10 protein-coding genes are annotated in these 12,689 nt (G+C 66.7%); 7 read left to right on the top strand and 3 right to left on the bottom strand.

Features of this window, described 5'->3' with window-relative positions:
- Positions 1-107: 107 nt before the first annotated feature.
- From rplN to BPODLACK_RS06255, 4 genes are read left to right on the top strand one after another with little or no spacing between them, the layout of a single operon-like run.
- Positions 108-476: a 50S ribosomal protein L14 gene (gene rplN, locus BPODLACK_RS06270; protein ID WP_006434640.1), complete on the top strand. Its 369-nt coding sequence runs from the start codon at positions 108-110 to the stop codon at positions 474-476.
- A 1-nt stretch (position 477) separates the two neighbouring features.
- Positions 478-795, top strand: coding sequence for a 50S ribosomal protein L24 (rplX, locus tag BPODLACK_RS06265; protein ID WP_005197643.1), 318 nt, complete (start codon positions 478-480; stop codon positions 793-795).
- Between the two features lies 1 nt (position 796).
- A complete protein-coding gene (rplE, locus tag BPODLACK_RS06260; RefSeq protein ID WP_096274515.1) occupies positions 797-1,375 on the top strand; it encodes a 50S ribosomal protein L5 in 579 nt (192 codons plus the stop codon).
- A 1-nt stretch (position 1,376) separates the two neighbouring features.
- On the top strand, positions 1,377-1,562 hold the full coding sequence (locus BPODLACK_RS06255) for a type Z 30S ribosomal protein S14 (protein WP_005197641.1): 186 nt from the start codon (positions 1,377-1,379) through the stop codon (positions 1,560-1,562).
- A gap of 78 nt (positions 1,563-1,640) precedes the next feature.
- Here BPODLACK_RS06255 and BPODLACK_RS06250 read toward each other — a convergent pair whose 3' ends face one another.
- From BPODLACK_RS06250 to BPODLACK_RS06240, 3 genes are all read right to left on the bottom strand, one after another.
- A complete protein-coding gene (locus BPODLACK_RS06250) occupies positions 1,641-1,793 on the bottom strand; it encodes a hypothetical protein (protein ID WP_236577613.1) in 153 nt (50 codons plus the stop codon).
- 92 nt (positions 1,794-1,885) lie between these two features.
- Positions 1,886-5,227 carry a hypothetical protein gene (locus BPODLACK_RS06245; RefSeq protein ID WP_159404914.1) on the bottom strand — a complete coding sequence of 1,114 codons (3,342 nt, stop codon included), beginning with the start codon at positions 5,225-5,227 and terminating at the stop codon, positions 1,886-1,888.
- A 378-nt stretch (positions 5,228-5,605) separates the two neighbouring features.
- Positions 5,606-6,061, bottom strand: a complete 456-nt coding sequence (locus BPODLACK_RS06240) for an SRPBCC family protein (RefSeq protein ID WP_159404913.1) — start codon at positions 6,059-6,061, stop codon at positions 5,606-5,608.
- Positions 6,062-6,266: 205 nt separating this feature from the next.
- Here BPODLACK_RS06240 and BPODLACK_RS06235 point away from each other — a divergent pair, with 205 nt between their 5' ends.
- The 3 genes from BPODLACK_RS06235 to BPODLACK_RS06225 are packed head-to-tail and all read left to right on the top strand — an operon-like array spanning position 6,267 to position 12,669.
- Positions 6,267-8,300 (top strand): hypothetical protein, encoded by a 2,034-nt coding sequence (locus tag BPODLACK_RS06235; protein ID WP_096275001.1) that lies wholly within the window; start codon positions 6,267-6,269, stop codon positions 8,298-8,300.
- Positions 8,297-9,742, top strand: coding sequence for an ATP-binding protein (locus BPODLACK_RS06230; protein ID WP_096275000.1), 1,446 nt, complete (start codon positions 8,297-8,299; stop codon positions 9,740-9,742). The genes BPODLACK_RS06235 and BPODLACK_RS06230 overlap by 4 nt, the downstream gene beginning before the upstream one ends.
- On the top strand, positions 9,739-12,669 hold the full coding sequence (locus tag BPODLACK_RS06225) for a Z1 domain-containing protein (protein ID WP_096274511.1): 2,931 nt from the start codon (positions 9,739-9,741) through the stop codon (positions 12,667-12,669). The genes BPODLACK_RS06230 and BPODLACK_RS06225 overlap by 4 nt, the downstream gene beginning before the upstream one ends.
- Positions 12,670-12,689 lie beyond the last annotated feature (20 nt).

Below are 12,689 nucleotides of genomic sequence, written 5' to 3'. Positions count from 1 at the left end.
CAGCCTGGTGGAAAACCCCAGGCAGGCGTGTGTTCGGTGGCAGCGGACCGTGTGCGTCGGGTCGGAAATCCGCCGTACATAAGAAGCCAGGTCAAGGAGACTAACGAGTGATTCAGCAGGAATCTCGCCTGCGGGTCGCCGACAACACCGGTGCCAAGGAAATCTTGTGCATCCGCGTGCTCGGCGGTTCCTCGCGGCGCTACGCCGGCATTGGTGACGTGATCGTCGCCACTGTCAAGGACGCCATCCCCGGCGGCAACATCAAGAAGGGTGAGGTCGTCAAGGCCGTCATCGTGCGCACCACCAAGGAGCGCCGGCGTGCGGATGGCAGCTACATCCGCTTCGACGAGAATGCCGCCGTCATCCTCAAGGGTGAGAGCGACCCCCGCGGTACCCGCATCTTCGGCCCGGTCGGCCGCGAGCTGCGAGAGAAGAAGTTCATGAAGATCGTGTCGCTGGCACCGGAGGTGATCTGACATGAAGGTGCACAAGGGTGACACCGTGATCGTCATCTCGGGCAAGGACAAGGGAGCCAAGGGCAAGGTCATCCAGGCCTTCCCGAAGACCCAGCGTGTCCTCGTCGAGGGCGTCAACCGAATCAAGAAGCACACCGCCGCATCGGCCAACGAGCGCGGTGCCTCCTCCGGCGGCATCGTGACCCAGGAAGCCTCGATCCACGTCTCGAACGTGATGGTCGTCGATTCCGACGGCAACCCGACCCGCGTCGGCTACCGCGTCGACGAAGAGACCGGCAAGAAGGTCCGGATCTCGCGCAAGAGCGGGAAGGACATCTGAGATGACCACTACTGAGAAGATCCAGCCGCGCTTGAAGACTCGCTACCGCGAGGAGATCAAGGATGCGCTGAACAAAGAGTTCGAATACTCCAACGTGATGCTGATCCCCGGCGTCGTGAAGGTCGTCGTGAACATGGGCGTCGGCGACGCCGCCCGTGACGCGAAGCTGATCAACGGCGCTGTCGAGGACCTGGCCAAGATCACCGGTCAGCGTCCGGAGATCCGCCGCGCTCGCAAGTCCATCGCGCAGTTCAAGCTGCGTGAGGGCATGCCGATCGGTGCCCGCGCGACCCTGCGCGGCGACCGCATGTGGGAGTTCCTGGACCGCCTCGTGTCCATCGCCCTCCCGCGTATCCGCGACTTCCGCGGTCTGTCGGACCAGCAGTTCGACGGCAACGGCAACTACACGTTCGGTCTGAACGAGCAGTCGATGTTCCACGAGATCAACATCGACAACATCGACCGCCCGCGGGGTATGGACATCACCGTCGTGACGTCTGCCCGCACGGACGAGGAAGGCCGCGCACTGCTTCGTGCCCTGGGCTTCCCGTTCAAGGACAACAACGTTAAGGACAACTGACATGGCAAAGAAGGCTCTGGTCAACAAGGCCAACAAGAAGCCCAAGTTCGCCGTGCGGGGCTACACCCGGTGCAACAAGTGCGGCCGTCCGCACTCGGTGTTCCGCAAGTTCGGCCTGTGCCGAATCTGCCTGCGCGAGATGGCGCACGCGGGCGAGCTCCCGGGCGTGCAGAAGTCCAGCTGGTGACTTTTCCCCGAGGCTGACGCTTTGACGAACGGCCCCGATCTCCGTCTGGCGGAGATCGGGGCCGTTTCGTGTCTGTGGTCAACCTTTCCGGGCCAGCCACTCCTCGATGAGATCAGGGACGCTCTCGATCGACGCGGTGAGTGAGCGCTGATAGATGCGCATGACGATCGGGTCGGCCATCTTGCCGAAGACACCGCCGAAACCGTTGGCGGACTCGACGTGATAGGTCATACGGACGCCGTGGGAGGTCTCCTCCAGATTCGAGTGCGTCTTGTGGATGTGTGCTCATCCGTTTCGGTGCGGCGAAGTCGTTGCCGCGCAGTCTAATCGAGTGGATCGAGGGTGGTCGCGGGCATGATCGGGACGCGCACCGAGATCACTGTGGAAGACCCCGACGCATCGGAGACCAGAACGGCGAAATCGTGTGAGGCCGACCCTGTGGTCCAGTGGCGCTGCGCCGTGGTAGGCGTGAAAACGAATGTGCCGCTGCCGGAATCGAGTATCACCTGGGAGTCGGTGGTCAGATAACGGAGAGCGCAGGTCTGGCCGGTCGTCTCGGCCACCGAACCCGACACGGCGCCCGTTTTCGGGTTGATGGCCGAGATGGTAGGTCTGAGTTCGACAACCAAGGCGGGGGCCGGGTTCTCGACGCTGTGACTGTTGTGGGCGGTCGTCCTGATCGGACGGATCGTCGTGGTACCGGCGTCGTGCGTGAGAAGGATGACGTCGCCATCGGGTGAGATGACCGGGCCGTGCGTCGAATGGCCGTGGAACTCCCCGGCCTCGACGACCGAACCGTCGGTGTGGAAAACGACCAGAGTCGTTGTCGGTCGCCGGGTTTGGGGACAGAAGCGGGTCAGCGGCAGATATGTCCGGCCGTCGTGGGCGATCGCCGGGGTGCCGGCCGGCTCCCCGAAGACCGGAGGGGACACCACGGTCGTGGCGTCCGGGCGTATCACCGCGAGGGAGATGAGCGGGGCCCCGCTGACCGGGTCGGTGGCGAGCATCGGGATATGCGCGGCGCCGGTCCGGTCGAAGTGGACCGAGACCGGGGTCCCGTGGACGACGTACCCGTCGTCCACGATGCCGTCACCGCGGATGACGGTGACCGTCGTGGTGTCCTCGCCGGCCGGCGTGGTGGTCGTCGCCGTCAGCAAGACCGCGCCGGACTCGTCTGCCTGGACGGACGCCGGCCCGATTCCCGTTGCGATCATCTGCGCGACGCCGTCCGGTGAGATCCCGACGACGGTGCTCATCCCGGTTGAGGGGTCCGTCAGCGCGAGGAAGAGGTGGTCGCCGGGTCCGGCAACGGCGCCGCCGTCGTCGGTGCCGGCGAGATCGACCGTCGAGATCTGGCCCTCGGAACGGACTGCGGTGACATGAACCGATTCGGGAGACCGTGAGACCACATACACGGCGGCATCGGTCGGCACCACGGAGGACACGAGCCCGGGGATCTCTCCGACGGTGGTCATCGAACCCCCGAGGTCGCGGATCGCGAGGGTGGCGACCGGCCGGCCGACGTGATCGCCGTGATGGCGCACGAAGTACAGCGTGTCCCCGCGCCGCGCCCAGATGTCGCCGCCCTCGCCGTCGAACACCGGCCCGACGGGCGAGAGTCCAGCAAGGCCGGCCTCGTAGAGACTGGTTTCATCGGCATCCGACGTCGAGACGAACACCTTTCCCGACGAGGACAGGACAAGGCGGCTGCCGGCGCCAGGGATACGCGGGAACGTAAAGGCGGTGCCGTCGTGGTCCAGGGCGGTCAGGTACGTGTAGGCCCGGCCGTCGTCGTCGGACCACGTGGTCAGCAGGTAGCCCACGCCGGCGCCGTCGAACAGTAGGTGATCTGCGGGTTGGCCGAGGATCGGTCGGGTGGTCGACGCGGCGCCGGACGGATCCACTCGAGTGACGCGCACCGATGTCCTGAGGGTCTCGTCGGCGATCTCCGCGAGTTCTGTGAGCTGATGGGCGCGGCCGTCAGGGCCGAGGACGACGCCACGGTTCGGCTCCGCCGGCGACCCCGCGATGGGGACCGTTGCCACCGTCATGGTCTTCGGCCGGACCACGGAGACCTGGGTGCAACCGTCGCCGCGTCGGGTGGTCACGAACGCGGCGTCGTCGTGGCCGATGACCACGTCGTCGATCTGGCAGCCGGGTACCGTCACCTGCCCGAGGGTGTACGGACTCGTGATCGGCAGGGCGACGGTGATCGGTGTCGTACCGCCCCGGCCGTCGGCCGCCGTGATCACCACGGAGTCGAAGCGAGCGGATTCCGGGGCATCCGGTGCGGCTGCTGCGACGCGGGCCGGCAGGCCGGGCGTGTAGGTGTACGTGCCGGTCGACGCGTCGTAGGCGAGCACGCTGCCGCTCGCGGTGAGGAAGGTCTGGTCGCTCGTCCGTGTCACGCCGTGCAGCGTCGTCGGGATCGGGTTTCCGTCCGGATCGGTGAACCGCAAGGAACCGTGCAGGACGCCGGAGGGAGCGGGTGCTGCCACCGTCTTTGCATGAGTGTGGCGTGGTACCGGGATCGTCGACGCAGGGTCGTTCGACGTGACCGTCACCGCGGCCGCCATGCGCTTTCTGGTGAGGAGCGCGGAACCGAAGACGAGACCGCCGACGAGCGCGGACTGTGGGACGGGACTGTTCGATCCCGACCCCTCGGCCGAGCCGAGGAACTGGTCGGGACCGGTTGTCACCAGGCCGGTTGTGTAGGGGGTGAGGGGAGATTCGGCGGTGGCGACCGGGCCGGGGGTGCCGAAACGCCGTATCCACCACAGGAGGGTCCACGGTGCCGGGCTGACTGCGCCGGTGCTTCCTCCTCCGAGGATGTGGATCCCCAGGAACGTCAGGAGCCCGAAGGCGCCGGTCTTGTACGGCTGCGGGGCCACGGCGACCGGCGGGGTGGAGGTCTTGAGCATGGGGGCCCACGGAGGCGGGTCGCCGGATGGCGACACGCGACGATCGAACTGTGATCCGGTGGCCCCGGCCGATCGTGCGGCAAGCGGAGAGTCCCCGGGCCGGCGTTCGGCTCCGGGCGGCGGAGTGCCGTCGGCGCCGTCGCGATCGGCGTCGTCGGGTTGGTCCGGCACCGGATTTCGGTGGATGTCGACGTCGACGTCCGCGACTGCGGTGTTCGGGGCGGGGTCGGAGGAGGGTTCCGGGTCGGGCTCGGTCACCTCGGCGGCAGGTGGCGCGCTGGGCTCGCCCGCGCTGGACCCCTCGGTCTCGGATGGTGGGGTGGGGTCCACCGGGACGACGTCGTTCTCCGAGAGGGAGCTCGAGGGTTCCGCTGGGGAATCGCCGGCATCGGAATCCGTGCTCGACCCGGGGTCGGGTGTGCTGTCGGCGGAGCCACCGCCGGAGTCGCCGCTGCTGGAGTCGCCGCCGGATCTGGTGCCGCCCGAACCGCTGCCGGTGGAGTCTCCACCGCCCTCCGCGCCGCTACCGCCGGAGGCGCTGCCGCCCGAGTCACCACTGCCCGACTCGCCACCGCTGCTCGAGTCCCCTCCGGAACCAGGGGCGTCCACGCTGTGCGAGCCGCCGCCGGAGTCGCTCGGTTCGGCCGTCGCGGGTGCCTGCCCGCCGAAGCAGAGCGCCAGACCCACGGCAGCTGCGACCGCGAGCACCCGGACGCGGCGGGGTCGCGCAGTGGTCATGGTCATCTTCGGGAGACCTTCGATACGAAGCAGCACATATCGCTGTGAACGACGATGGCTGAACAGATCACCACCGCGGACCCAGCCGACGTCTCTGACGGTAGTCGTTCGCGGCGGCGGTCACGAACAGTTCCGCGAACGATTCACCTGGTCGGAGTCCCGCGTGTGATGGACCCGCCGCCGGGCTCGCGGCGTCCCCCGAACGGGGGCCATCCGGGTTGTGCTGTGGTGCAGTGCATCCGGTGCTCGGCGGGGCCACGGCTCAGTTCGACGACCGGCGACGTGACCGTTGATGCGACCTCCGATCGCTCCGGCGTGCGACACGAAAACCGTCCGAGCGGACGACACCCGAATCGTGTCGTCCGGATGGTCTCGCGACAGAGATCAGCGTCTTGCCGCCCAGTTGTCGACGAGGCGCGGCAGCTCTCGGGCGCTGGCCGACAACGAGCGCTGAAAAGCACGGATGGCGAGCGCGTCGGCGACCCGGCCGATGGCTCCGCCGCCGACACCATCGTTGTGGACACGGTAGGTGAGTCGGACTCCGTCCAGCGCGTCATCGAAGGTGGCGGAGATGGTGAACCCGACGGGCGACTCCGTGGAGGCGAACTCGGTCGCCTCAGCGGGGTCGACGCGGATGAACTCGCCGACCCAGCCGACCGTGCGCCCCAGCGCTTTCATCTGGCCCTTCCACGTGGTGCCGACACGGATGGGCCCGTCCGACACCGGCACGATGCCGACGACACCCGGAGTGAGTGCCGCGACGTGCTCGGGGACCAGGCAATACTCCCAGACGGTCTCGACCGACTGCTTGATCACGACGGAGGCGGAGGCAACGGGCATGGGCGCGACGTTACCCGTGACCCCGGAATCCGTAGCGAAAGTTGGGATATGGCGCGCATTTTCGCGACGGATACCGCAGCGAGGATGGTGGGAATCGGGACAGCTCCACACCCGCTCGTCGTGCGTGATCGCGGGCATTGGATATGCTCCGACGACGGGATCATCACCGCAGTGTGTGGTGGCGGAATGTTGGAGCTCGAAGGTGATGTTCGCGTTTTCGGAGATCGGCGCGGCCGCGTTGCGCGGAACCACCTGGGTCGACCTGTTTCCGTGGCTCGACACCTACGAGTCATCGGACGCTGCGCACCTCGAAGCCCTCGTGCCGAACGTCCCTGACTGGTGGATCGCCGATTCCCCGCGCGAGACCGCGGCGGACACCTCACTCGACGAACTGGTCGCCGGCCTGGCACGTCTGGCCGTCCGTCGGCACCGAACCGCGACCTTCGGCGAACTCGCGCCGGGGATCGACCCGTCGGCGAGCCTCGTCGCACTGCGTCTGGGTCCGCGAGCCGAGACCGTCGTGCGGAGACTCACCGACCGGGACCGGGTGGAGGGCTTGTTGTCGACGACCGTCGGGTCGTTGTTCGACCTCAGGGGCACGAGTCCAGAGACCGTGCAGGACGTCGCCACCGGCGTCCTGGGTGCCTCGATCCTGGTCGACCCCGAGGACGGTCTGCCCGAGGACGAGAACACCGTCGATCCCGTCGTCACCCAACTCGTCGACGACCTGCGGGTACTGGCGCGATGGCGTGGGCTCCGCGGTGCGCAGGACGCACCCCTGATCCGCATCGACATCGAGGACGAGACGCCCGAGCAGGTGCAGGAGGTCGCTGCGCGTATCTCGGCGATCACCGGGCGGGACTTCGCGCGCACGGTTGAGTCGAATCCGGTCGACGAACTCGAGAACCTGATCGAGCAACTCGACGAGCGCGAGACCCTTGCCCTCACCGCCTTCGTGATGGCCACCGACCCGATCACGATCGGCGAGCTGAGCGTACGGCTGCACGTGAGCAAGAGTCGTGCTTCGGGGATCGTGGCGAAGCTCAGGCAGGACCTGGCCTCGGCCTGTGAGTACGAGACCACGGCCGGCGGTCTGTTGGCGAGCATGCGAGGGCAGATCCGGCCGGTGACCCCGTTGATCAGGCTGCTCGAGATGCAGCCCGTGCTCCGGACCGAGGTCCCGTCACTGGGCGTGCCGTTGTGGCTGGCGCTCGATCGGCTCGACGACGGATTCGAGGTCACCGGGCCGTGGGCGATCGCACCGGACCTCCGTTCGGCCACCGGGCGCACGATCGTCATGCTCGAGCAGTTCGAATCCGGCAACGGGGTCGTCCCTGTCGACGATGCCGCCGAAACGCTGCAGCTGACGCCCGACGAGACACGACAGTGGTTGGAGTACTGCGGGATCCCGGTCCTCGACGACCATGTGCTGCTGTCCACCCGACGCCTCGTCGACCATGCCGCAGCAGTCCTGGAGGTGGTCGGCGGACCCGTCGACATCCGCACACTGGTCGACCTGGTCGACACCGATCGTTCCGAACAGTACGTCGCCCGCCGGCTCTCCGACGACGAACGGTTCGAGACCACCGCTTCCGGGCTGTGGCGTCTGGCCGGACGGGAAATCGCTGCCGGCGGCGTGGGGTCCGTGCCCAGGCGGCCCGCCCTCCTCGACGTCGCAGGTGAACCCGGTGCTGTCGACGGAGTCGCCGGCATGGACTCCGTCCGTCCCACGCGACGCCTCTACCGAATCGGCGACACCTGGTGCTTCCGGATGCGGGTCACCACCGAGCACCTGCGCGGATCGGGCTTCACGATTCCGGTTGGCGTGGCACAGGCATTCGGCTGCAACAGGGGTGAGACGCGTGAGCTGCGAAGTCCGCTCGGTCCACAGATGATCCGGTGGACCGGAATCAACCCGACGTGCGGGACCATCCGGCGGTTTCTGGTGGAGGAACAGGTCGCGCCCACGGACTACGTGTTCCTCACTTACTCGGCCACCGGTGGATTCGGGGTTGTTCCCTGCGTCGCGACGCTCGAAGACCCCGTCCGGGGTGCGCTGGCACTCGTCGGTGTCGCGCAGCCGGACACCGTGTCCGACAACGAGGCGGTTCCGTTGCTCGCGAGCGCGATCGGGATGGAGGCCTCCGCCAAACCCCGCCGAATCCTCAGTCGCTACCAGGCACGGGACGACGCGGTCGCCACTCTGCTGGAGTCTGCGTGGACGGTGGCCGTTCGATGACCGCAGAATCGGCGGAAACCCCGACCATCCGCGCGCTCGGGCTGCACCACACCCTGCTCACGGCAGTGGCCGATCTGATCGACAACAGCGTGGATGCCGGGGCGCAGCATGTGCTGGTGCGGTTCCTGCAGTCCGGACAACGGGTCAGCGGACTGCGGATCGTCGACGACGGACTCGGCATGGATCCGGTCACCATCGACGCCGCCATGCGGTACGGCACCCAGCGTGCCTACCGCGGGGACGAACAAGGCCACTTCGGAGTCGGTCTGAAAGCCGCATCCCTCAGCCAGGCGGACCAGGTCACGGTGTATTCGCATGCCGTACAGGGTGATCCGGTCGGCCGGCGGCTCACCGTCGAGGCTCGCCACGATGCGCCCCGGCTCGATGTCGTCGACGATGCCGACGCGGCCAGGGTGATCGACACGGCCGCACCGCGGTTCCCGTTCCGGTCGGGAACCATCGTCGAATGGCGCGGGATTCGGACCTTTCCCAACGGCGTCGCCACCGAGGAACAGGGTGCCTGGCTGGAGGTCACGGTCGCCGATCTGCAGGCGTGGCTAGGCCTGGTGTTCCACCGTCTGATCGCCGACGGCCTCACCATCACCGTCGATGTCGCCGACGAGTTGGCCGGGCGGGCCGGTGTACCAAGGTCGGTGCGGCCGGTCGACCCGTTCGGTTATCGCACCAGTGGCGGCACGGGCTATCCGAAGTCCGTGTCCGTTCTCGGCAGCGACGTGGTGACCGCACACATCTGGCCCGCACGCAGTACCTCGCCCGACTACAAACTCGATGGGCGACCCGGCCGGGATTCCCAGGGGTTCTTCGTGTATCGCAATGGCCGACTGTTACAGGCCGGTGGATGGCTGGGCGTGTTGCGTCCACGACCCGAGTGGGCGCTGGCGCGGGTTGCGATAGACATCGACCCCCTTCTGGCCGAACACATCACGATCAATCCGGAGAAGGCCGGGGTGACGCTCGACGCCACACTCGCCACGGCGCTTCACGACGCATTGGGCAACTACCTCGACGACGCGGCGGCGACCGCCGTCGCCGCGCGGCGGGTTCAGCGTCGTCCGATCACCGTGGTCGAACCGGGGACCGGGCTGCCCGATGAGGTGGCAGACGAGTTCGCGGACACCTTCACCTTCGTGGAGACCGCAGAACCCGTCCAGATCGGATGGCGGGTACTGCCGCAGGATCGCTTCTTCGAAATCGATCTCGAATCCCGTGCACTGTGGCTGAATGCGCGTCTCCGCAGGAAGCTGGGCGGCCGCCGACGTTCGAACGGCGCTGACCTCCCGGTATTGCGGACCTTGGTGTTCCTGCTGGCACAGGACATGTTCGACGCGGTGCGGCACAGTGCCAGGCAGGTCGAGCAGATCGACGCCTGGCAACGGGTGCTGATCGCTGCACTGGCTGCAGAGGATGGGGGTGACGAGTGATCGACGTGGTGATCGACGCTCTGGTGCGCGAGTTCAAGACCGATCTCGCTCCGGCTCGCTTCCTCGGTGCCGTGGCCGGACGTGTCCTGGACGCCGGCGGAGGTCCGGTCACGATGGAAGCCCTGATCGACATCATCGTCGACGACCGGGCTTCGGCGGTGCGGTCGGCCGTCCGATCGTCGCTCACACGCTGGGACGCGGAAGGAGCCGCGGAGTGGACTGCGGCAACCGCACCGCAGACCGACGGGCGTCGGACGCTGATCTACACACTCCTGGGCATTCCCGAAGTCGCTTTCGAAGCGCTCACCGCCGCGTTCCCGATCGCGGTCGGCCCCACTGTGATCGCCGCCCCGCAGCCATGGGAACCCTGGTATGTGCCCGAACGTCGTGTGGCACAGAACTTCTACTGGTCGGCCTATCGACGCGTGCTCGCCGTTAAGGGCTGGGAACCCGAGGTCATCACCGGTCTCGACGTCGCGACCACCGCCGTCGTCCAGCGTCTCGCCGATCCGACCCGTGACGAGCCCTACCAGTCCAAAGGACTTGTGGTGGGTCACGTCCAGAGCGGGAAGACCGCGAATTTCACCGGGGTGATCGCAAAGGCGATCGACGCCGGCTACCGGCTGGTCATCGTGCTGACCGGCACGATCGAGTTGTTGCGCAGTCAGACTCAGCGCCGACTCGACATGGAACTCATCGGCATGCAGAACATCGACGACGCCGAGTACGAAAATGACGAAGACTGGCATGCCGGTCGGTTCCTCGATCATGTGCTGGACCCGAACCACTCCAACGAAGCCCCGGCGATCCGCAGGTTGACCGGCCGCGTCGACGATTACCAGGCTCTGGCCAAGGGGATCGGCACCCTGCACTACGAATTCGCTGATCATTCACGGCCGCTCTTCGATCCGGTCAACCTGTACTCGAGCAACGTCCGGGTGGCGGTGGTCAAGAAGAACGCTGCCGTGCTGCGCAAACTCGTCGCCGACGTCGGGAGAATCCCGACGCCTCTGGAACAGATCCCGACCCTCATCATCGACGACGAGGCCGACCAGGCGTCGGTGAACACCCAGAATCCGAAGAACTTCGCCGCCGGCCGGATCGAACGGACCGCCATCAACGAGCAGATCTCGCGTCTACTCGACACCCTCAAACGCAGCCAGTACATCGGATACACGGCAACGCCGTTCGCGAATGTCTTCGTCGATCCCGACGACTCGGTGAACATCTTCCCGAACGACTTCATCGTGAGTCTCGACCGGCCCGAGAAGTACATGGGCGGAGCCGATTTCCACGACGCCGATCAACTCGACGACGGGGTCGAGAAAACGCCCGCGAATTCCAACGAGAAGGCGTTCGTCCGGGATCTACGTGCGCAGAGCGATGAGGATCGCACCGCCGAGATGCGGCGTGCGCTGGACTCGTTCGTCCTGGCCGGCGCGATCAAACTGTACCGGCAAAGTCGAGGTGTACCAGGGGATTTCCACCACCACACCATGCTGGTCCACGAGTCGGTGAAGCAGGCCGAGCACAAGGCGCTGGCCGACGACTTCGAAATGGTGTGGAAGAGAGCCGGGTACAGCCAGCCGCACGGATTGGCGCGGCTGGAGAACCTGTGGGACGACGACTTCCGTCGGGTGTCCGCGGTGCGAGCCGACCCGTCGACGGCAAGTCCGGCGTCATTCGGTGAGCTCGAGGTGTTCATCGGCGCGGCGTGTGACCGGATCGGTTCGGGCGTCAGCCCGGTCATCGTGGTGAACGGAGCGGCCGACAAGGACTACATCCAGGAGCCGCTGGACTTCCAGGAGCATCCCGTGTGGAAGATCTTGGTCGGCGGAACCAAGCTGAGCCGCGGGTTCACGGTGGAGGGGCTCACGACGACCTACTACACCCGGCGAACCGCGCAGGCCGACACGCTGATGCAGATGGGACGCTGGTTCGGCTTCCGCCCCGGCTACCGAGATCTGGTGCGGCTGTTCATCGGCCGGGAGGTGCCGGGACCGGGCGGCCGGATCGTGGACATGTACGAGGCGTTCGAGGCCGTCGTCGCCGACGAGGAGGAGTTCCGCGACGAACTCCGTCGGTTCAAAGGCGTGAATGAGGCCGGTGAGCCGATGATCACCCCGCGCGATGTACCACCGATGGTGTTCCAGCGGTTGCCGTGGCTGCGGCCGACCGCGACCAACAAGATGTACAACGCCGAACTGAGCTATCGCAGCGTCGGCGGCCAGAGTTTCAGCTTCACCATGCAGGCACCCCGCGGCGACGGCTCGTACAACGCCACCCATTTCGCGGCGGTGCGGCCACTGCTCGATGCCCTTGACGAGTCGGGCGAGTTCTCGTTCATCGACAAGGATTCCACGTCACGGATGTTCCATGCGCGGTACGGGATTGTCGACGCCGAGGTCGTTCTGGAGACGATCACCCGGTTCGTGTGGGATGCCAACTGGGACTTCGAACCGCATCGTCGGGCCTTCGAATCGGCGATGAAACGCGGGGCGCTGGAGGACATGGCGATCCTGCTGCCGATCCCCAAGACGAAGAAGCCTGCGACGATCGGCGACTACCCGACGGAACTTCCGCTCGTCAACCGCAAACGCGAAGAGGCTGACTATCGCACGGGTTTCACCGGAACCGCGGTGCGCGAACGCGACGCGATCGAACACATCGCGGGCAACCCGAGCAAGCTCGTCGGCGGCCGGTTGGCCGACGCGCTCCGGTCGCCCACCCGCGGAGCGATGATCCTCCTGTTCGCCAGCGATCCGCCCAAGGGGAGTCGCCACTTCAAGTCGCACAGGCGAGGCAGGGCCGATCCGCGTGACGTGGCGACCCTGTTCTCGTATGCGCTTCCGTATCTTGCTGATCCCTCCCCGAAGGTCGGGTTCACGGTACGCAAGGAAGGGGCGGGGGCAATCGTCGATGCATGACCGTATGGAAGGTAGGAATT

The sequence above is a fragment of the Gordonia sp. YY1 genome (genome assembly GCF_009872315.1).
GTDB classification, from domain to species: domain Bacteria; phylum Actinomycetota; class Actinomycetes; order Mycobacteriales; family Mycobacteriaceae; genus Gordonia; species Gordonia amicalis.
This window is presented reverse-complemented; position numbering and strand designations above follow the sequence as displayed.

What these genes read in the sequence shown, in the direction of transcription:
- BPODLACK_RS06250 (WP_236577613.1), bottom strand. Translation starts at nt 1,793, where the DNA reads ATGACCTATCACGTCGAGTCCGCCAACGGTTTCGGCGGTGTCTTCGGC.
- rplE (WP_096274515.1), top strand. Translation starts at nt 797, where the DNA reads ATGACCACTACTGAGAAGATCCAGCCGCGCTTGAAGACTCGCTACCGC.
- BPODLACK_RS06240 (WP_159404913.1), bottom strand. Translation starts at nt 6,061, where the DNA reads ATGCCCGTTGCCTCCGCCTCCGTCGTGATCAAGCAGTCGGTCGAGACC.
- BPODLACK_RS06235 (WP_096275001.1), top strand. Translation starts at nt 6,267, where the DNA reads ATGTTCGCGTTTTCGGAGATCGGCGCGGCCGCGTTGCGCGGAACCACC.
- BPODLACK_RS06230 (WP_096275000.1), top strand. Translation starts at nt 8,297, where the DNA reads ATGACCGCAGAATCGGCGGAAACCCCGACCATCCGCGCGCTCGGGCTG.
- BPODLACK_RS06245 (WP_159404914.1), bottom strand. Translation starts at nt 5,227, where the DNA reads ATGACCATGACCACTGCGCGACCCCGCCGCGTCCGGGTGCTCGCGGTC.
- BPODLACK_RS06255 (WP_005197641.1), top strand. Translation starts at nt 1,377, where the DNA reads ATGGCAAAGAAGGCTCTGGTCAACAAGGCCAACAAGAAGCCCAAGTTC.
- rplX (WP_005197643.1), top strand. Translation starts at nt 478, where the DNA reads ATGAAGGTGCACAAGGGTGACACCGTGATCGTCATCTCGGGCAAGGAC.